12 protein-coding genes are annotated in these 20,757 nt (G+C 59.6%); 6 read left to right on the top strand and 6 right to left on the bottom strand.

Features of this window, described 5'->3' with window-relative positions; translation table 11 throughout:
* Positions 1-92: 92 nt before the first annotated feature.
* Complete coding sequence (locus tag ACOBR2_RS08485; protein WP_420239590.1) at positions 93-2,240, bottom strand: winged helix-turn-helix domain-containing protein; 2,148 nt, start codon at positions 2,238-2,240, stop codon at positions 93-95.
* A gap of 44 nt (positions 2,241-2,284) precedes the next feature.
* Between ACOBR2_RS08485 and ACOBR2_RS08480 the strand changes: the two genes are divergently transcribed.
* From ACOBR2_RS08480 to ACOBR2_RS08465, 4 genes are all read left to right on the top strand, one after another.
* Positions 2,285-2,428 carry a hypothetical protein gene (locus ACOBR2_RS08480; RefSeq protein WP_420239589.1) on the top strand — a complete coding sequence of 48 codons (144 nt, stop codon included), beginning with the start codon at positions 2,285-2,287 and terminating at the stop codon, positions 2,426-2,428.
* A 133-nt stretch (positions 2,429-2,561) separates the two neighbouring features.
* On the top strand, positions 2,562-5,996 hold the full coding sequence (locus ACOBR2_RS08475; protein WP_420239588.1) for a carboxypeptidase regulatory-like domain-containing protein: 3,435 nt from the start codon (positions 2,562-2,564) through the stop codon (positions 5,994-5,996).
* A gap of 247 nt (positions 5,997-6,243) precedes the next feature.
* Positions 6,244-8,133, top strand: a complete 1,890-nt coding sequence (locus ACOBR2_RS08470; protein ID WP_420239587.1) for an alpha-amylase family glycosyl hydrolase — start codon at positions 6,244-6,246, stop codon at positions 8,131-8,133.
* Between the two features lie 207 nt (positions 8,134-8,340).
* Positions 8,341-10,575 carry a TIM-barrel domain-containing protein gene (locus ACOBR2_RS08465; RefSeq protein WP_420239586.1) on the top strand — a complete coding sequence of 745 codons (2,235 nt, stop codon included), beginning with the start codon at positions 8,341-8,343 and terminating at the stop codon, positions 10,573-10,575.
* 78 nt (positions 10,576-10,653) lie between these two features.
* Here the strand turns inward: ACOBR2_RS08465 and ACOBR2_RS08460 are convergent, their stop codons facing one another.
* On the bottom strand, positions 10,654-11,112 hold the full coding sequence (locus tag ACOBR2_RS08460; RefSeq protein ID WP_420239585.1) for a MarR family winged helix-turn-helix transcriptional regulator: 459 nt from the start codon (positions 11,110-11,112) through the stop codon (positions 10,654-10,656).
* 209 nt (positions 11,113-11,321) lie between these two features.
* Here ACOBR2_RS08460 and ACOBR2_RS08455 point away from each other — a divergent pair, with 209 nt between their 5' ends.
* Positions 11,322-12,422: an NADH:flavin oxidoreductase/NADH oxidase gene (locus ACOBR2_RS08455; RefSeq protein WP_420239584.1), complete on the top strand. Its 1,101-nt coding sequence runs from the start codon at positions 11,322-11,324 to the stop codon at positions 12,420-12,422.
* 280 nt (positions 12,423-12,702) lie between these two features.
* Complete coding sequence (locus ACOBR2_RS08450; protein ID WP_420239583.1) at positions 12,703-16,338, top strand: PAS domain S-box protein; 3,636 nt, start codon at positions 12,703-12,705, stop codon at positions 16,336-16,338.
* A 67-nt stretch (positions 16,339-16,405) separates the two neighbouring features.
* On the opposite strand, the gene ACOBR2_RS08445 is transcribed toward ACOBR2_RS08450, so the two are convergent.
* The 4 genes from ACOBR2_RS08445 to ACOBR2_RS08430 all read right to left on the bottom strand — a co-directional run bounded on the left by ACOBR2_RS08445 (position 16,406) and on the right by ACOBR2_RS08430 (position 20,565).
* The gene (locus tag ACOBR2_RS08445; protein WP_420239582.1) at positions 16,406-16,921 is read right to left on the bottom strand and encodes a hypothetical protein; all 516 of its coding nucleotides are present in this window, start codon (positions 16,919-16,921) and stop codon (positions 16,406-16,408) included.
* Positions 16,918-19,242, bottom strand: coding sequence for a cytochrome c oxidase assembly protein (locus ACOBR2_RS08440; protein ID WP_420239581.1), 2,325 nt, complete (start codon positions 19,240-19,242; stop codon positions 16,918-16,920). Before ACOBR2_RS08440 ends, ACOBR2_RS08445 begins: the two co-directional genes overlap by 4 nt.
* Before the next feature lie 74 nt (positions 19,243-19,316).
* Positions 19,317-19,658, bottom strand: a complete 342-nt coding sequence (locus tag ACOBR2_RS08435) for a c-type cytochrome (RefSeq protein WP_420239580.1) — start codon at positions 19,656-19,658, stop codon at positions 19,317-19,319.
* Between the two features lies 1 nt (position 19,659).
* The gene (locus tag ACOBR2_RS08430; protein ID WP_420239579.1) at positions 19,660-20,565 is read right to left on the bottom strand and encodes an SCO family protein; all 906 of its coding nucleotides are present in this window, start codon (positions 20,563-20,565) and stop codon (positions 19,660-19,662) included.
* Between the last annotated feature and the right edge of the window lie 192 nt (positions 20,566-20,757).

Here is a 20,757-nt window from a genome sequence, read left to right as displayed (position 1 = left end):
CGCCTGCCAAAAGGTGCAAAACAACAACGCCGCCAGCCAGGACGTTCGCCACGCCTGTGAGAAAGCCCGCGGCGAAGACCTCCCGGCCAGCATTACCTCTCATTCAGGTCCAGCTGATAAAAGTCCACCGCCGGCGTTCTGGCCGTAACCACCGGCAAATCACCCGGCGCAAGGCCTATCAGGCGGTAGTCGGTTGCGGCCACCGGCAGCAGATTCGTAATGGTAGCCACCTGTTGCAGCTTGCCGTCGGGCACCGAGACGCGATAAATCGGCTTGCCCGGCTCCAGAAAATCCTGAAAGTAGACCGCGTGGCTGTCCGCAGACCAGGTAGGATCGCCCGCGCCATGGGTCGTGAGTGTGCTCCAGCGGCCCGTCGAGCGGTCCAGCAGCATCAGCGCATGCTGATCAATGGGCAGAGCCACCAGATAGCGGCCATCGGGCGAGAGGCGCGGACTGAACAACCCGGTCGAACCCGGAATTTCGCTCGCCTTGCGCGTCTCCAGGTCCAGAATATAGATGGCCCGAGGCTGGCCATTAGCCATACGCTCCGGCGGACGGCCAAAGACGATGGACCGGCCGTCGGGCGACCAACTGGGGTCAGCCTCGTTCAGATCCTCGTTCAGCAGTGCCTTCAGATTGCCACCGTCGGCGTCGATCAGATAGATCCGCCAGGGCTTGCCCGGCTCATAGGCCATCAGCGCCAGCCTACGGTTGTCAGGCGACCACTTCATGTTGAAGATGTGCAGCGGAGGGCTGGTCAGCTCAATGCGTTCGCTGCCGTCCACGCGACTGCGCCACAGCGAAAGGTCGGAGTTGTTCAGCCACGCCAACCACTGGCCGTCGGGCGAGTACTGCGCCAGGGCCGCTGCGCTCAGGTTCGGATCCAGCTCGGTAAAAGCCGAACTGTGCGGCATGGCGCGCAATAGCTCGAACTGCGCCGTATTGCCTATAAAGAAGACCCGCTCCCCCGTAGGACCGGTGCTGGGCGCGGCATACTCCAGCGGGCCGTTGGTAATCTGCCGCGGCGCACTCGCGAACGGCCACCAGGCGTGCTCCGCCAACGCCCACAGATTGCTGCGCCCGCTGTGTGTGGACTGGAAAACATATTGCCGGCCATCGGCCGTCCAGTTGCCGCAACACTCCGAAGCCGGCTTGCTCCAGCCGGGCAAAAGCGCATGCAGATGCGAGCCGTCAGCCGCCGCCTCCCATAGCTCCGAGGTCTGCCGTTTGGGATCGCGCAAGGTGAAGCGCAAATGACGACCATCCGGCGACCAGCGCAGCCAAAAAGCCAGCCCCGGTGAGCTCAGCAGCTTATGCACGTCACTGCCGTCGGGGTTCACCACCAGCAGATCGTTGCGGCTGGCCACCAGCAGGCGTTTGCCATCGGGCATCCAGGTGGCATCATGCGCTTCTATATTTGGTATGCGCCGGGCATCGCCGCCCAGTGTAGGAACAATCCACAACGGCTGCTCCGGTTCGGTCTGCAGATGGCTACGCACCAATAGATTCGAGCCGTCAGGCGAGAGGCCACAAAGCAGCGGCGCACCAATAGCCGAGGGCAGATGAATGCGGCTGATCTCGCCATTGGCGATCAGCGCCACGGCCAGCACCGGCGTACCATTGTCCACGTGCGAAAAATAGATGCGGGCACCGTCGCTGGCCGAGCCGGAAAAGCTCTCCACGACCAGGTCGCTGGCCAGCACATGGCCGCTATAGGTAATCTGCGCCACCTGATAGGGGCTACGGTCCCCCTTGCCGGCAAGCAGGAGAACCAGCAGAACCAGGCTGAGCACCGCCAGAGCTCCTACCAGCCACCAATGCCCTGGAATCGGCTTGCGGGGCGAAGTCACAATTGCCGGAACAGCCACAGCTCCTTCAGGCTCAACCACCTGCACCGGAGCAATCAAACGATAGCCGCGCCGGGCCAGCGTCTCTACAAAGCGCGGATTCTCGGCTGAGTCCCCCAGAGCCTCCCGCAGCTTATTGACCGCAATGCCCAGACCATGGTCGAAGTCAACGGTTGTGTCGGTTCCCCACAGCTCACGCTGCAGCGTCTCACGGCTAACCACCTCGCCGGGATGCTCAAGCAACACCTTGAGCATGCGAAAGGGTTGGCTCTGCAACCGGACCCGCAAACCGGAGCGACGCAACTCCCCAGCTTCCAGATCGGCCTCGAAAAGGCCAAAGCGAAGCTGGCCACGAACAGGTTTTTCGTCTTTTCTGTCTTTTACGTCCAACATTCGACCCTGTAAATTCCTGCCAGACAGTTTAAGGGGAAGTAGGCATGGCTGGCAGAATTCTTTCGTCTCCTGAGGTAAAAAATGCCGCAAAGGGTTTTCAAACGACCCTGGCCAGCGGGAGAGAAGATGGCGTAACATTCATGCGATTCAACAAGATCGCCGGAGAACCACAAAAGATTGCCAATTGACTGCAAATAGGGACCTGTTGAATTGACTTTATCTTGGCGTCGGGCGTTTCCTCGTCCCTGTTCGTGGGAGAACGCTCCGGGGATGATGCAATTTTCCCCTCAGCCGTTTTCCAAACTTTGGGAGGACGATGTGATGATCCAAATAAAAAAATGCCATTCCGCAAACTTCGGAACGCTGGCAGGAACGGTTCTTACGCTGGCAGCTTTTCTGCTGTTTTCAGCCGTAGGCCTTCTAGCCCAGACGGATACTGGCGTAATTACAGGCACCGTAACCGATCCGACAGGAGCTGTAATCGGCGGAGCCCAGATTACGGCCACTAATACCGAAAACGGCCTGAAACTAAGCGCCGAGGCCAACGGCGTTGGCGAGTACAACATTCTGGCCGTGCCCCGCGGCAACTATAAAGTCACCGCCAAGGCCGCTGGATTTTCGACCGCCAACGCCCTGGTCACCATCCTGGTGGCCAGCAAACAGAATGTACCGCTGAAGCTGCAGCCAGCCGGCACCTCGGCAACCATTGAAGTCACCGAGGCTATTCCGCTGGTCAACGTCAGCGATGCCACCATCGGCGCCACCATTCAGGGCGCACAGGTCAGCGAACTTCCCCTGAACGGTCGCAACTTCTCCAATCTGGCCCTGCTCACCCCCGGCGTAACCCGCGGCGCTTATGGCGACGCGGCCAGCGGCGGCGGCTCCAGCAACAACACCGAGACCATGCGCAACAACGAAAGCGGCAGCGCTGGTCTGGCGGTCAACGGTCTGCGGCCCCAGGCCAACAACTACCTGCTGGACGGCGTGGACAACAACGATGGCATGGTAGGAACGATTCTCTTCTTTCCGAACATCGACGCCACCCAGGAGTTCCAGGTGAACACCAACATCGCGCCGGCCGAGTATGGCCGTGCCGGTGGCGCCATCGTCATCAGCTCCATCAAGAGCGGCACCAACCAGTACCACGGATCGATCTTCGAGTTTTATCGTGATCGCAGCTTCGACTCCAACCCGAACTACCGCTTCAATGACGCCACAGCCACTCCAGCCGGCGGCTTTCTGCGCAATCAGCCGGGCTTCTCAGTTGGTGGCCCCATCATCAAGAACAAGCTCTTCGGCTTTGGCGACTATCAGGCCCTGCGTGAACTCATCGCGGTTTCGTCGCACTACCTGACGGTGCCCACCAAGTTGATGCGCCAGGGCATCTTTACCGAGCTGGAAGATTCCGGACAGAACACCAACGCCAATGGCGGAGCCTACAAGACCGTCTATCCGGTCTGCGCAGGATCTACCCTGGCCGGCAAAACCAGCCCGGGGTACATCTACGATCCCACCACCTGCACGCCCTTCAGCGGCAATATCATTTCCAGTGGCCGTCTGAACTCGGCCGCCGTCAACTACCTGAACGCCTTCCCGACGCCTTCGCGCTCGGATCGCTACCTGAACAACTACCTCGACAACCAGTCGGAAAAGAACAACTACAACACCTACGACCTGCGCTTTGACTGGAATGCCAACGCCAAGAATCTGGCCTTCTTCCGCTTCAGCTACGACAATTCGGTGAACAGCAAGACCAGCGAATTCGCCAATCTACCGGCCGGTGGCGGCACGGGCACCAACCCCACGCACGCCCGCGGCTACGTTCTGGGCTACACGCACACTTTCTCGCAGAGTCTGGTGAATGAAGCCCGCATTGCCTACAACCGCGACAACTACGGCTACACTCCGCCGATGTATGGCAACTACGTTTCCAAGAACCTGGGCATTGTGAACGCCAACATCAACCAGGAAACCACCGGCGGCGCGCTGATTGGCGGCTGGGCGGGTGAACTGGAGTACACCGGCGACTACGGCCTGTATGCTGTGCCGCAAAACACCTATGAGTTCACGGATTCGGTCAGCTGGAACCGCGGAACCCATTCCTTCAAATTCGGCGGCACGCTGATGCGCCGCGAAGTGGCCTTCTTCAACCCGCAGGAGGGCAAAGGCTACTTCTGGATCGATAACGGCACGGTGCTGTACACCGGTTACGAAGTCTCCGAACTGCTGGCCGGTGGTATGTACAACTATCAGATCGGCGCACAGGCCGGCTACTTTGCCAATGAAGGACAGGAAGATGGCCTCTTCGCGCAGGATAGCTGGCGTTTCAACCGCCGCCTGACCCTGAACATGGGCCTGCGCTGGGATTACCTGTCGCATCCCTATGAAAAGCACAATCAGCAGTCCTCGTTCGACATCGCTACCGGTCACGTGCTCGAAGCAAACGTGAACGGCGTCTCGCGTTCCATCCTGAACCAGGACCACCATGCCTTTGGCCCGCGCTTTGGCTTTGCCTATGACCTGAATGGCGACGGCAAAACCGTGGTACGCGGTGGCTACGGCCTCTTCTACTTCCTTGACTACGGCGGCATCGACAATCAGTTGGGCGAGCAGGCTCCCTTTGGCGGCAGCAACAGCTATCTGGCCAGCCAGGGCTATTGCACCACCTTTACCGGTCAGCTTTCCAGCCACACCGGCTCCTACAACTGCGCGGGCTACACCAGCCCCAGCGCGGTAACCACGGCTCTGCCCTCGCGCGGCTACGCGAACTTCAACCCCAACAGTCCGCCGCAAGGCACCACCATGGTTGCCGTCAACCGTGACAACAACAACAGCATGGTGCAGGAGTGGAACCTGCAGATCGAACGCCAGATCGGTTCCGACAACGTACTGAACGTCGCCTATGTGGGTACGCGTGGCAGCAGTCTGTCCACCTACTATCCCTATAACCTTTATCAGTTCGGTACGGGTAAGCAGAACTTCTCCACCATGGGCTCCATCACCTACAACAACTACAACGGCATCTCCAACTACGACGGCCTGCAGATTCATGCCGAGCATCGCTCGCCCAACGGCCTGGTAGGCACGGTTTCCTACGCATGGTCGCACACGCTTGACGATTCACCGGGCGCATTCGAAAGCCAGACCACCGCTCTCTACTACGACCCGATGGCCGGCTACGGCAACTCCAGCCAGGACCAGCGTGAAGTCTTCAGCACCTCGCTGCTCTATCAGCTCCCCTTCGGTCGCGGCAAGCGCTTTGGCGGCACGGTTTCGCGCCCCCTGGACTGGCTGATCGGCGGCTGGCAGTCGAGCGTGATTGCCCTGCTGCAGTCCGGTACACCGGTGGATCTTTCCACCGGCGCTGACAACCCGGGCAACCGCCCTGACAAGGTAGCCAGCGTCAGCTATCCGAAGAGCATCAGCAAATACTGGTTCAACCCCAATGCTTTCTCGGCCAACATTCCCACCATCACCGCCTCCGACGGCACCACGGTTTACAGCCGTCTGGGCACGCTCGGCCGCAACCAGATCTACGGTCCCAGCTATCGCGCCGTCAATCTAAGCCTGCAGAAGAACCTGCACCTGAATGACAAGTACACGCTCGAACTGCATGGCGACGCCTTCAACCTCTTCAACACGGCGGAGTTCACCAATCCGACATCCAGCATGAGCAGCTCCACCTTCGGCCAGATCGAATCCACCGAAGTCTACAGCAACCGCCAAGTTCAGTTAGCTGCCCGTTTCACCTTCTAGAGCATTTTTGGAATACACGTAGCCTTTTTAAGGGGCTTGCAAGGTGCCTTTTTCTTGAGGAAAAAGGCACTTAGCATCCTGCTTTCGGTCTACAGCAATTCCGAAAATACTATAACTGACTCTTTCTTCCCTGTGTTGCCTATAGCCTCAGCAACACGGGGAAGTTTTTTCCACAGTTTTGATTGCTGACCGCCAAGCTCTCACCATCATGCGGAAGGCAGTCCTGTACGTTTGGCGGGAGTTGCATATGCGTTCGTTCTGCTCTGCTTTTCTGGCATGCATTCTTGTCTGCGCCAGTTGTTTCCTGCGACCCGTCGTGGCGCAGGGGCCGGCAATTGGCCCGGCAATTCCACCCTCTCACTCAGCCCTTCCCCGCATCGACCAGATCGACCCGCCCGACTGGTGGGTCGATCTACCCAGCCCCATGCTGCTGGTGCATGGACTGAATCTGCAAGGCGCCCATTTCACGCTCACGGGCAACCAGGTTGCACTGGAACGCACGCAGATTTCCGCGAGCGGCCATTGGGCCTTTCTATGGCTGAACACCGACCAGGCCGCAGCGCAGACGCTCGGCATTACCGCAACCAATGAATCCGGTTCAACGCAGTCGGCCTACGTGCTGCAGAAGCGCACCGCAAAGCCTGCGGGCTTCAGCGCTTCCGATGTACTGTACCTCATCATGACCGACCGCTTTTCAGATGGCGGCCGCCCTGCGCCTGCAGGCGATGATCGCACTGCGCCACGCGGCTGGCATGGCGGCACACTGGCTGGCATCACGCAGCATCTGGGCTACCTGCAAGCGCTCGGCGTCACTACGCTCTGGACCACGCCCGTAGCCTCGAACGGAAGCTCCCCCGAAAGCTATCACGGCTACGCCGCCACCGATCTTTACGCCATCGATCCCCACTTCGGTACGCTCGACGACTATCGCCATCTGGCTGACGCGCTGCACCAGCGACAGATGAAGCTGGTCATCGATCTGGTGCCGAATCACGTCAGCATCCTGCACCCCTGGGTCAGAGATCCACCTGCTCCGGAGTGGTTCCACGGCACCGCAGCCAACCATATAGAAGTCCAGCACGACTTCTATCAGCTCGTTGATCCGCATGCCGCCAAGCAAGCCACCCTGCCCATCACCGATGGCTGGTTCACCAGCGCCATGCCCGACCTGAACCAGAGCAATCCGCTGGTGGCCCGCTACTTTACGCAGAACACCCTGTGGTGGGTGGAAACGGTCGGCCTCGACGGCATACGGCTCGACACATTTCCGTATGTGGATCGCGGCTTCTGGCGCGACTTTCACGCCACTCTGCACAGCGTTGAACCCAGCCTGACCACGGTGGGAGAAATCTTCCACCGCGATCCCGCAGTAACCTCCTATTTTGCCGGAGGAAAGACGCATGCAGGCATCGATACCGGGCTCGACACACCCTTTGACTTCCCGCTCTACTTTGCCCTGCGCGACGTCTTCGGCCATGCCGGGCCCATGACGAATCTAACAGCCATACTGCGTCAGGACGCGCTTTACCCTCACCCGGAGCGGCTGGTGACCTTTGCCGGAAACCACGACACCACGCGCCTGTTCACAGAACTCGGCAGCTCAACACCCCGCACCAAACTCGTGCTGGGCCTGCTGGCCACGCTGCGCGGCATGCCCATGCTGTACAGCGGCGACGAGATCGCCATGAACGGCGGCGAAGACCCGGACAACCGCCATGATTTTCCCGGCGGATTCGCTGGCGACAAACGCAACGCCTTCCTGGCCGCTGATCGCACCGCAACCGAGCAGGATCTCTACACCTGGACCGCGCAACTGCTCGCCTTCCGCGCCACGCACACCGAGTTGCAAACGGGTCTGGAGCAGAATCTTGCCACCGACGCCGACAGCTTCGCCTTCGTCCGCACACCGGACGCCAACGGCTGCAACGCGCAGCACACCCGCGAGCGGCTGCTCATCGTGGTGAACCGCGCCACACAAGAAAAAACCCTCACCCTGCCGCTCAAAAACACGGCCCTCGACGGCTGCACACAGTTCGCGGCCGCAGCCATGACGCCAGCAACTTCACCCACCCTTGAAAAAGGCTCTTTACGCATGGAAGAGAGACCTGAAAGCATGACTGTGTTTGTTGTGCGTTAAATAGGAGTTCCACAAAAGGAGCCCGCCTTGCACTGGAAACCGGCAGTCAGACTACTCGCGCCTCTTCTTCCGTCCGTTGCGGCGCTCGTATTTTTCTCTCCACTTTCTTTTCCTCAGATCACTGCCTCCCCAAACCAGACCCGTGTTGAGCAGTTACGCGATGGCTTCGTCCTCAACAACGGTGCAACACGGGTCGAGGTACGTATCGTGGAAGCGGGCATCGTTGATGTGCACACACTGCACACCGCGCAGCCCAGCGAACGCACGCTGGTGCTCAGCCCGCATCCTGCGCTGCACACACCTGCCACCGTTGCACGCTCCGTAGCGCATGGCGTTGTTACGCTCGCAGCCAAAGGCATCACCGTGCGCGTGTTGGAGTCCAAGCCCTACACACTCACCTTCCTCGATGCGCACGGCAGACAGATTCTGCGTGAAGACGCGCCTCTGGACGAAGCCGCAGGCAGCGTAAGCTTCGCTCACGACGCGGGCGAAAACCTCTACGGCATGCACGGGCTCGACATGAATGAGTCCGGCGGCACACTCATCCGCAACGCAGGCGGCAAGGTCGCGGCCGGCGTGCAGGGCAACAGCGGCGCGCCCTTGGTCTTCACCCCGCGCTACGGTCTGCTCATTGACTCCGATGGAGGCCAATTCTCCACGGCACAGCAGCGCCTCCGCTTCGATCACAGTTCCCGGCCCGACGTGGAGTACTTCGTGCTGGCAGGCCCACCGCTCGAAACGATGGCCACGCTCTCGCGTCTGGTGGGCACGCCGCCGCTTCCGCCCAAATGGACGCTCGGCCTGCTGAATAGCCAGTGGGGTTCAACAGAAAACGAAGTCAGAAAGATCGTCGCAACCTACCGCGCGCGCAACCTGCCCCTCGACGGCTTCATCCTCGACTTTGACTGGAAGGCCTGGGGCGAAGACAACTACGGCGAGTTCCGCTGGAACAGCACCTCGGGCGCGGGCGCAGTTGCCGCCAACAAATACCCCAATGGCACAAGCGGCGCATTTGCCCGCGACCTCAACGCGCAGGGCGTGCATCTGGCCGGCATACTCAAGCCCCGCATTCTGACCACCACGGCAGGCTTCATCAAGCATCCGACGGAAGCCGCCGCCGACGCTACCGCGCACGGTCTGTGGTATCCGAACGAGCCCACCATGCCCGACTATTTTTCCCATCGTCCGGCGCTCGACTTGGACTTCAACCAGGCGGAAACCCGCCGCTGGTACTGGCAGCATCTTGAGCCAGCCTTCCGCGCCGGTATGGAAGGCTGGTGGAACGATGAAGCCGACATCTCCGGCCAAACCGTCTTCAACAATTTTCAGTTCCTGAATATGGGCCGCATGCTCTATGACGGGCAACGCGCCACGGCCAATCAGCGCGTCTGGAGCATCAATCGCAACTTCTATCTGGGAGCCAGCCGCTACGGCTATGCAGGCTGGTCAGGCGACATCCAAACCGGCTTCGACTCCATGGCCCTGCAACGCCGCCGCATGCTCTCCGCGCTCAACACCGGCGAGTTCCACTGGAGCATGGACACGGGCGGCTTCCACGGCCATCCGTCGAATGAAAACTACGCCCGCTGGATGGAGTTTGCCGCCTTTGTGCCCATCCTGCGCGTACATGGCGACCTGGACGAGAAGCGCCAGCCGTGGCTCTACGGGCCAGTAGCCGAAGCCGCAGCCCGCCATGCGCTCGAACTGCGCTACAGTCTGTTGCCCACCCTCTACTCCTATGAGCGGCAACTGAGTGAAGGCGGCGCAGGACTGGTGCGCCCGCTCTTCTGGCAGTTCCCTACCGACCAGAAGACCGCCAGCATCGACTCCGAGTGGATGTTTGGCGATGCGTTGCTGGTCGCCCCCGTCGTGACGCAAGGAGCAACCTCACAGAGTGTCTATTTGCCCTCCGGTGCGTGGTTCGACTACGCTAGCGGCAAGCGCTACGAAGGCGGCCAGACCATTACGCTGCCCATCGATGCAAAAAGCTGGCAAGACATTCCCCTCTTCGTGCGCAGTGGTTCGATTCTGGCCACGCAAGCACCCCAGCTTTGGGTAGATGAAAAACCCATCGCCGAAATCACCCTCGACGTCTTCCCGGCCAAAACCGCCGCCAGCTTCCTCGTCTACGACGACGATGGAAAGAGCTACAACTACGAGAAAGGCGAGTATCTGCGCCAACTGGTCACTGCACGGCAAACCACCCAAGGCGTACAACTGACGCTAGCCGCCGCCACGGGCAGTTACGCAAGCCCGTTGCACAGCTACCTGCTGCGCATTCACACTGCGGCAAAGAGCGTTGCGCTCAACGGCAAGGTGCTGCCTGCAGAAAAATCCTTGACCTTGGGGAGCTGGGAGAGCACCTCCGACCGCTTCGGCGCTGTCACGCTCGTGCGGATTGCCGCCGGAAGCAAACGCGCGACTCTGATTTATCTGCGCTGATGCAGTCGTTCTACGGCAAAACAAAGGGCGCTTCCACTGCGAGAAGCGCCCTTTGCTTATGCAAAATTTTGTAGAGGATTACGAGGCCGCGCCCAATGCTTCCAGAGCCTTGACCAGAGGCTTAAGCTGCGGATCGCGGCTGGCCTCGGCCAGCGCCTCGTGCAACGCAGCATGATTCGTCGGCCGCGCGGCCTTCAGCAACGCCTGCCCCTCGGGCGTCACATTGGTATAAATGCCGCGCCTGTCCGTAGGACAGAAGCAACGCGCCAGCAGGCCGCGTTCTTCCAGCCGCGTCACCAGCCGCGTGGTAGCGCTCTGGCTCAGAACCACAGCATCGGCCACCTGCTTCATCTGCAAGTGCCCGCCAGGACCGCTGTTCTGGCGACTGAGCACGTTCAACAATGAGTACTCGCGCACCGTCAGACCATGCTTTTCCACCAGTGCCCGCTCAATGTGCGCCTGAATACGCTCATGCAGCACCGACAGCACGCACCATCCCTGCGCCAGAGCGGTCTGCGGATTGTGGGCGGGGGGCATCAATTCATTCTCCTTTCACGATTGTACGATTGTTTCGTTCTAATTTATAACGCTTGCGCAAATATACAGCGCTTGCAAATAGAGAGCGCGTGCAAGTAAAATGGTTTTGTAAATCCGTTCCACCAAGTCGGATGAAGCGTGCGGCAGTTCTTCCCCGCCACCCACTTGTCTGTTCGCGCATCGCAAAGATTCATCCCAGGAGAGAAATCATGCCAGGTTTGTTTGATTCCTACACGCTGAAGGGCGTAACACTGCGCAACCGCATTGCGGTAGCGCCCATGTGCCAGTACATGGCCACCGATGGAGTTGCCAACGACTGGCACAAGGTTCACTATGCGTCGCTGGCGCGTGGCGGTGCTGGTCTGGTGACGGTGGAAGCCACGGCAGTTTCGCCCGAAGGCCGCATCAGTTGGGCCGATCTTGGCCTATGGAACGACGAGCAGGCCAGCGCTCTGGCCGGGATTGCCAAAGGCATCAAGGATGGAGGCGCAGTCCCGGGCATTCAGATTGGGCACGCCGGGCGCAAGGCTTCGGCCAACCGTCCCTGGGAGGGCGACGACCACATTCCCCTCGGCCAGCCCAATTCCTGGCAGACCATCGCACCCTCGGCCATCGCCTTCGGCAAAAATCTGCCGCGTCTTCCCCACGCCATGACCATCGAAGAAATTCACCGCGTGCAGGCCGACACTGTGCGCACCGCGGAGCGCGCCCGCGACGCTGGCTTTGAGTGGCTGCAGCTGCATTTTGCTCACGGCTATCTGGCGCAAAACTTCTACTCGCCATTTTCCAACCAACGCACCGACGAGTATGGTGGCAGTGCGGAAAACCGTGCACGCTATCTGCTGGAAACCTTCCGCGCCGTACGCAAAGTGTGGCCTGAGCATCTTCCCCTGGCCATGCGCCTGAGCGTAGTGGAGTTTGCCGGCGACGATGCAGCCATGCTCAACGAATCCATCGCGCTGCTGCAGCAATTGAAGGCCGAAGGGCTGGACTTTGCCGATATTTCCATCGGCTTTAACACTCCCGAAGCACAGATTCCCTGGGGCAAGAACTTCCTGCTTCCTACTGCCGAAAAGGTGCTTTCTGCCACCGGTCTGCCGGGCTCAACAGCCTGGTTCCTCTCCACCGATCCGGCCGAGGCCGATGCGATTGTGCGCGCCGGCAAACTGGATCTATACACACTTGCCCGGCAGTTTTTGGTTGAGCCGCACTGGCCCTTCCACGCGGCAAAGACACTTGGCATCGACAGGCCCAGCTGGGCGACTCTGCCTGCGCCTTATGCACACTGGGTCACGCGCTACAGCAGCTAAAAACGCGCCGTTCAGACCTCTCCAGCAACACAAAAGTAACCCCCTCCCTTCCCACGGGCTCTGCCGCATGCAGAGCCCGTTTCCATTTCCTGCTGCTTTTTTCTGTACCATCTTTCCGGGATATTTCCCTCTCTTTGGCGAGATTTCTACCGCAAATCCGACTCCAGCGCTATGATGGTTCCTGCCTGCGCATCGAAGCATGATCCTGCGTTTTACTGCAAGTTCATAATCTGAAGATGGTGTGATTCAATCTGCGATTCCGTTTTGTCTGGAGGGCACATTGGACGAAGAAGTTCATTCCGGCCACTACAAAGCAGAACTGGAGCACATGAACCGGCTCTACAATGCCCTGAGTCAGATCAATCAGGCCATTGTGCACAGCGACAATCGCCAGCAACTCTTTGACCGCATCTGCGAAGTTGCCGTCGAGATGGGTGGTTTTCTTCTGGCCTTCATTGGTCTGGTGAATGAGCAGACCCAACAGGTGATTCCCGCGGCAATGTACGGTCCTCACACCGAGTATCTGCAGCAGGCTCCCATGTACGCCGATGAGCGGTCCGAAGGCATGGGGCCCACCGGCCAAACCCTCCGCAGACGACGCCCTTATATCTGCAACGACTTCCTCAACGACCCAGCCACCAGCTTCTGGCACGCGGCCGCCGGCAGGCATGGCTTCCGTTCCAGTTGTACCTTTCCCATCACACTCAATCAGAAAGCCTGCGGTGTGTTTGTTCTGTATGCAGGAGAAACAGGCTACTTTCAGGAGAAGGAAATTCAATTGCTGGAAGAGGCTGCCGGAGATCTGTCCTTCGCTCTGGACAATTTTTCCCGCGAAGAAATGCGGCGCACAGCCGAAGCCGCCGCCCGCCAGTTGGCCGCCATCGTGCAGTCCAGCAGCGACGCCATCATCAGCTCGTCCCTCGATGGCCGCATCCAGACATGGAATTCCGGTGCGGAAAAGATCTTCGGCTACCAGGCCGAAGATGTGGTGGGGCGCAACTTTTCGTTGTTAGTCCCGGAGCGTAATGATGCACTGCGTGAGAGCATGCTGACGCGCATCGCCTGCGGGGAATCCATAGCCCATGAAACCGAGTTACTCGGCCACAACGAAAAGCGCATTCCGGTTTCCTGCACTTTTTCTCCCATTCATGACGCACAAGGAATGGTCAGCGGTGTCAGCGCCATCGTACGCGACATATCCGAGCACAATGCCATGCTGAGTGCCTTGCGTGAAAGTAACGGCCTGCTGCAAATCATGATTCAGGAAGCCCCGGCAGGGCTGGCCATGCTGGACCGCGAAATGCGCATTCTGGCCTGCAGCAAACGTTGGAAAGAGGACCGCGCCCTAACCGGCATGGACATCATCGGTCGAATCCATCAAGAACTGGACCCCGGCACTCCGCAGCGCTGGCAGGAGGAGCAGGCCCGCGCACTGGCTGGCGAAACCATCCTTTCGTCAGAAGATTGCTACGTGCGCCGCGATGGCCAGTTGCGATGGCTGAGCCGTACCCTGCGGCCATGGATGACCGGCGATGGTCAGATTGGCGGCATCGTGCTTCTGACCGAAGACATTACCAAGCATAAAAAAGCAGAAGACGCCCGGCGACGCAGCGAAGAGTTTCTGCAGATTTTTGTTGAAGACGCTCCCGTGGCGCTGGCCATGTTCGACCGCGACCTCTGCTACCTGAGCGCCAACCGACGCTGGCGCGAAGATGGAGATCTGGGCGACGTGCCACTGATCGGCCGCCATCGCTACGAGGTCAACCCTCAGGCTCTGCCCCACTGGCGCGAGGCCGACCAACGCGCCCTGAGCGGCGAAACCGTACGGATGCAGGAAGAACAGTATGAGCATACCGATGGCACTACCCACTGGTTGCGCTGGGAAGATCGTCCCTGGCGCGATGCCAGCGGACGCATTGGCGGCATCATCGTCTTCAGTGAGGATATTACCGAACAAAAACGGACGGCACTGGCCCTGGCAGCTGCATCCGAACATACACGTCTACTCTTTGAACAGGCTACAGACCCCATGTTCCTGCTCGACGATCAGGATCAGGTGGTGGAGGCCAACGCTAGCTTTGCCGCATTGCTCGGTCGTCCGCTCGAACAGGTTTTAGGACTCCATCCATGGAACTGGGACAACGACTTCACAACACGCGAAGCAGTGGTCGCTCACTTTCCGTCCCGCAACAATACCCCACTGACCTTCGAAGCCCGCATACGCAGTTTGGATGGAAGCATACACGATGTTGAAGTGGGCGTAACTCCCACCGGCTGGAACGGCGAGCGTCTGTATTACTACGTCATGCGCAACATCGAAGCGCGCAAACAGGCCGAAGCCGCCCTGCGCGAAAGTCAGGCCCGCTTTGAAACCGTCGTCGATTCGCTCCACGAAGGTCTGATGATTACCGACATGGACGGTCATCTGATCCGCTGGAACCCCACAGTCACGCGTATCTTGGGATTCTCGCTGGACCAATATCCTGATTTCTGCGTCAATGATTTTCTCAAAACCATCTGCATTTTTGACTTGGATGGCACCCAGGTCCATCCTGATCAAACGCCCATGCAGCGCATCCTGCACGGCGAATCCCTCCAGGATGCGCTCTATAAAATCCGCCGCTCGCAGGATGGTGCGGAGTTCCTCTTCAGCTTCTCCGGGGCTATTGCCGCCTACGAAAGCGGCAAACGAATGGCCTTCGTAAAATTCCAGGACATTACCGAGCGCTGGACCGCCGAAAACACCCTGCGCGAAACCCGCGAACAACTCATGCAGGTGCAAAAGATGGAAGCCATTGGCCTACTGGCCGGCGGCGTGGCCCACGACTTCAACAACCTGCTCGGCGTCATTCTAGGCTATGGTGAAATGCTCGAAGAGCATATGCAAGAAGACGAACTCGGCAGCAAATACGTACAACAGATTCTACAGGCGCAACAGCGCGCAACCGTACTGACAAGGCAGTTGCTCACCTTCAGCCGCAAGCAGAAGCCGCTGCGCGAATCCCTCCATCTAAACGATGTAATCCGCGGCATGCACGAGATGCTGCAACGATTGATCGGCGCCGATGTGCGCCTGCAACTGGAATGCGCTCCACATCTGCACACCATTCTGGCCGATCAGGGACAGATGGAGCAGGTCCTGATGAATCTGGCGGTAAACGCCCGCGACGCCATGCCCCGCGGAGGTACGCTCACACTCCACACCGAGAACGGCGAAATCAGCGCCGAGCAAGCCGCCATGCATCCTCCCCTCAAGCCTGGCCCCTGCGTTCGTCTGGTTGTCACCGACACCGGTTGCGGTATGGACAAGGCCACTATTGAGCGCATCTTCGAGCCTTTTTTCACCACCAAGGAAGCCGGACGAGGAACTGGTCTGGGCCTGTCGATCCTCTACGGAATCGTGCAGCAGAGCAACGGCCTGATTGAAGTGAAGAGCGAACCGGGCAGCGGCACAACCTTTCTTCTGAGCCTTCCCGCTGGCTCAGGACAAAAAGCAGTTTGCGACGCAACTCCCACGACAAAATTCGTCGCCAAAGGTTCGGAAACCATCCTGCTAGTGGATGATGAAGATACAGTGCGCACCTTGCTGGCCAGCATATTGCAGACGCGCGGATACACCGTACTTGAAGCTGCCAACGGACAAGCGGCACTCGAAGTGATCCGCGACCGAAGGCCTTCCCTCGACCTTCTGATCAGCGACGTCATCATGCCCAAAATGAGCGGACCGGAGCTGGCCGCGCAAGGCCGGATCCTCTCACCAGATCTGAAGGTGATCTTCATTTCCGGCTTCACTGACGACTCACTCAACGACGAAACCAGCCTCGGCCCACAGACAATCCTTCTGCAAAAGCCCTTCCGCCCGGAAGAGCTTCTGACACAGGTGCGCCAAATTCTGGACAGCAACGAGCAGGCCTAAACACAGAACACGTCACCAAGGATTCATTCATACCGCGTGATGTTGTTTTTCAGAAGCCGTCTGATCTTCAAAGACGCCTGCGCCGCCCGGCCAATCGGCGTCTACGCATCTGATGCAGAAAAAACAACAGCACGGAAATCGGAACCGCCGCAATTTGCCAGTGTGTCTGATCGCCGAAGGATGTAAGGGGCAGCACATCCACGCGTGTTTCACTCTCGCCAACCAAATCGCCCTTGCTCACAATCGCCTTCACGCGCCATGCGCCGCTCACGGGCAAGGAAAGGTTAGCGGCATAAAGGAAACGGCTGGTGGCCGCACCATGCGTGGCCTGCAGCGCCAGATGCGTTCCATCGGGCCGGGTCAGAAGCAGCGTCACCTCGGCATCTTCCACAACGCCGGCGCGATCAGCACGTTCCACCGCTACGCTGAAGTCGGCTGGCCCAGCAACAAGCGGATCCGGCGTGGTGAAAAGCGTGATGAGGAATGGACCGGACTTTTCGTGCATGCGAATGCGGCCGCCATCCGCCATCAACGGTACGCTCCCGGCAAAAATTCCCACCAAAACCAGGACCAGAATCCTCATTGGCCGCCCCCCATGCCCAGCATCTGCATCGGCTGGTTGAAGACCCACACCGCAGCCGCGTAATACGTGGCCGCCAGCAACGTTGCAACAAGCAGCAGAAGCAGCTTTGCACTGCGGGAAGAGGCTATGGGCCGCAGCATGCGCCACGCCACGTAAAGCCCAAGCAGCAGACCCACATCCAGAATCCAGATCTGCAGGCTCAATAAATTGGTACCGCCACCGCCTGCGGTCAGCATCAGCATCTGCGGTGAGCACATTGCGCCCATCGCCGCATTCGCACTGGCTGCGGTGTGTAGTTGAGCACGCACACCAAAGTCCAGCAGGAACTGATCAAGCGCCGGCAGAAGATTATCGCCCGCCGTCGTCAGATGGAAGAGCAGATGCGCGGCCCACATGGCCAGCCCCACAGGCAGCAGCACCAACGCCATGCGTCCAAAGACTGCGCGGCTGCTTTTTTCTGGCGTAAAACCGCGCAACAGCCAACTCACAGCCGCCATCAGCAGCAGAAATGCAGCCGTCAACAGCCCACACAGCAGCAGAGAAACCAACGGCGCGGCCAGCACAGGAAAGCGTTGCGTCAGAGCAGTAGATGCTTGCAAAACCGGTGCCGTCATGGCCGCTGCATTCACCAGCGCAAACAGCACCAGCACATGGAAGAGCGCCGCCACATCCACGCGCTGCGCATAGCGGCCAATCGAGGAACGGTAGCCCTCGCTGGTCAGATCGCGCAGGGGCGCATGAGCGGCAATCTGAATATTGTCATGCGGGCAGGCCTGCACGCAGTCCATGCAGAGCGTGCAATCCATGTTCCCCATCTTCTGCGGCATGTAAAGCTGCAGTTCACAGCCGCGCTGCTGCGGATTTCCGTGGATGCAATCCTTGCCCTCGCACGATGCGCAGACCGACAGAGTCTTCGCGCGCACCTCCAACGGAGCCAGCAGCGAGGTAGCAAAGTTGAACTGGCCAATCGGGCATACATATTTGCAGAAGCTCGCCCCCGCAAAGAGCGCATCGATCAGAAAGGCGCAGCCAACATAAGCCACCAGCAACCATGCCGTGGCGCTCGGCCAGTTCCACAAGTCAAATTTCAGATAGCTCCAGAAGAAGACACCGGTGAGTGCAAGCGCAATCCATTTGCCGCGCAACCTTGCTGGCCAACGCCAGCGTGGCGTCCAGAATTTACGCAGCAGTTCGCGTGGAAAGGTGAAGGGACAGGCCATGCAAAAGACGTTGCCCACCACCAGCACCAACAAAAACAGTAAGGGCCGCGCGATGGTCCACAAAAAACCTCCAGAGATATTCAGCGGACTGAGCGGCGTTCCCACCAGGCCATGAGCTACCATGCACAGCAAACCGCCGAAGCTGATCGCCTGCAATGCAAGCCTTCCCCCCCGCGCACGCAGCAAGCGACCGACCAGCGGCAGACGCAGCAGATCGAAGGGTGCAGGGGACGCAGGCGTCTGCTTTGCCGCAGACGCAATTTCCGCGCTTCCCGCACGCTGCTTGCGCGTTTCCAGCAGTTGCATCACGGTGGCCACCAGCGGCACAAAAGAGATCATCGAGCTGAGCACCCACATCTCAGCGCCTGCAGCCAACTGGTCATCGAGCGCACTGATCTCAAAGATGCGCGGCACCGTCGCATAAGTGGGATAAACCACATGCGCGGCAAAGGCCAGCGAGGCCGAGACGACGCTGTTCACGATGTCGCCGGTGATGATGTAGGGAATAATCAGCCAGCGCGACCACGTGCTTTTGCTCGGCCAGGGCTCAATCACATGCGACCAGAAGAGCAGCGAACCGAAGAGGAAGCAGGCGTGCTCCACATAGTGCCAGTCGTTCGAGCGCAGCGCCAGCTCGTACATGGCCGGAACGTGCCAGCCCATGTAGGCCACGTTCATCGCCAGCCAGCCAAAAACCGGATGCGTAATGAGCTTGCCCAGCACGCGGAAAGGGGCAAAGCCGACCCAGGTGGCAAAAACCTCCTGCACGCAAAAACGCGGCACCCCCCGCAAAAGCGGCACCGTGGGCGCGCCCAGCAGAATCAGCGGCGGCACCACCGACATCAGCAGCAGATGCTGCGTCATGTGCGCCACCAGCAGGAACTGGCCAAGCGCATCGAGCGGCGAACTGATCGCCAGCCACAGCACCGCAAGGCCAAGCAGGAAGCAGAGCATGCGCCACACCGGCAGCTCCCGTGGCCGCAGCGCAGAGGCCAGTCGCCAGCCCCGGCAATACATCCCGGCAGTCAGCAGCATGAAGAACGTGGGCCAGAAGGAGATGGTCCACGACTGCAGAACCGCTACCGAAAAATCGTCTGCCACCTTCTGCCTGCTCTCTGGAATCGACCGTCAGCTCTCAGCTATCAGCACTCTGTTCTCTGTTCTCTGTCAACTGTCTACTGCCTTGTATGCAGGTAAGCGAGGATCTGCGCAATCTCTTTGTCGTTGAGCCGCCCGTTGAAGGCGGGCATGGTACGCAATCCATCGCGAATCACGGCCTGCACGGCCTCATCGCTGACCGGCACACCATCGGGCAGCGTCTGCGCCCTAAAGATTCCGTTCAGCCGTGGCGGCGTCTTCAACAGGCCCTCATGCGTCTGCTCATGGCAGTCAGCACAGTGCGCCGTGTAGAGCCGCATGCCCTGCATTTCGTCGGCCGTCAGTGGATGTTTGCAACCCGTCAGCACTCCGCCGCACAGCATCAGAACCCCTACCAGAAAACACTTTCTCGACTGCATCTTACCTCTTTGCCTTGCTGGTTGCCTGCTTCACTGCCTCGGCCACATCCTCGGGCTTCCACGCACTGCCCTCCCACACCTGTACAACCTTGCCATCCGCGCCCAGCAACACCGTGCGCATGGAGTGCGTGATCTGGTTATTCTCGGCGCGATAGGCCAGTCCAAAGGCTCCGGCCAAGGTCTGCAAGTCCTGCGGAGTGGTGCGCGCAAACTCCCAGTGGGCAAAGCCCGCCGGATCGTCAGCAAGATACGCCAACCCGTAGCGCCGCAGCACCTCGGGCGCATCGTAGGCCGGGTCCAGCGTCACGCTGATCAAACGGCTGCCCGCATAGGCCTTCGCATCGGCTGCCAACAGTTTGTGCACCTGCGCCATGTGGCTGGAAATCATCGGGCAGGCCGTCGGCATGGGGCAGCGCGTGTAAACAAAGGTGAGCAGCACGGCCTTGCCCGCCAATCCGCGCAGATGAATCTTCTGCCCATCCTGATTGACCATGGAAATATCGGGCACCGGCTCACCCGGAAGCAACGTATGCGCAGGCAGTGTATCCTTCGCCACAGCCGCGTGCCGCAGCACAGTGATCGCCTCCAGCGCATAATCGGCATTGCCCTCGGGCACCAGCAACTGGGCGTTGATCTCGTCGCCCGCCTGCAGCCCCTTCAGCACAGCCGCGTCCTTGACCTTGTAGTTCATGGTCATGGCCGGCATCACGCCGTGAATCTCGTCGTGGCGCACGGTCAACTCGCCAGCCTCCGCACTCACGCCCAGCACCACGCCGTGCAGCGCGTAGCGCGCCACGCCATTCAGCACATGCACCGGCGCGGGGGCCTCCTGCTTTGGCTTGCAGCCCGCCAACACCAGCGCCAGAACCGCCAGTACACACCCAATCACATTCCTTCGAAGCCGCATGCGTGCCCTCTTGTTTGCCTATTAGAAGACTGCCCGTAGCCTACGGATGCAAAAGATCTTACGCCGCATCGCATGAAACAGGACAGGCCGTTTTCCTTTCTGCCAGCCAGCCTGACCACAGCGGGAATGCGCACGGCCCAACATAAAAAGCGGAATTATCTATGCGCAAAACCGAATCCACCCTTCGAGAAT

This window comes from Telmatobacter bradus (assembly GCF_048629425.1).
GTDB lineage: Bacteria > Acidobacteriota > Terriglobia > Terriglobales > Acidobacteriaceae > Telmatobacter > Telmatobacter bradus.
This window is presented reverse-complemented; position numbering and strand designations above follow the sequence as displayed.

What these genes read in the sequence shown, in the direction of transcription:
- ACOBR2_RS08485 (WP_420239590.1), bottom strand. Translation starts at nt 2,240, where the DNA reads ATGTTGGACGTAAAAGACAGAAAAGACGAAAAACCTGTTCGTGGCCAG.
- ACOBR2_RS08480 (WP_420239589.1), top strand. Translation starts at nt 2,285, where the DNA reads ATGGCTGGCAGAATTCTTTCGTCTCCTGAGGTAAAAAATGCCGCAAAG.
- ACOBR2_RS08475 (WP_420239588.1), top strand. Translation starts at nt 2,562, where the DNA reads ATGATCCAAATAAAAAAATGCCATTCCGCAAACTTCGGAACGCTGGCA.
- ACOBR2_RS08470 (WP_420239587.1), top strand. Translation starts at nt 6,244, where the DNA reads ATGCGTTCGTTCTGCTCTGCTTTTCTGGCATGCATTCTTGTCTGCGCC.
- ACOBR2_RS08460 (WP_420239585.1), bottom strand. Translation starts at nt 11,112, where the DNA reads ATGCCCCCCGCCCACAATCCGCAGACCGCTCTGGCGCAGGGATGGTGC.
- ACOBR2_RS08455 (WP_420239584.1), top strand. Translation starts at nt 11,322, where the DNA reads ATGCCAGGTTTGTTTGATTCCTACACGCTGAAGGGCGTAACACTGCGC.
- ACOBR2_RS08445 (WP_420239582.1), bottom strand. Translation starts at nt 16,921, where the DNA reads ATGAGGATTCTGGTCCTGGTTTTGGTGGGAATTTTTGCCGGGAGCGTA.
- ACOBR2_RS08435 (WP_420239580.1), bottom strand. Translation starts at nt 19,658, where the DNA reads ATGCAGTCGAGAAAGTGTTTTCTGGTAGGGGTTCTGATGCTGTGCGGC.
- ACOBR2_RS08430 (WP_420239579.1), bottom strand. Translation starts at nt 20,565, where the DNA reads ATGCGGCTTCGAAGGAATGTGATTGGGTGTGTACTGGCGGTTCTGGCG.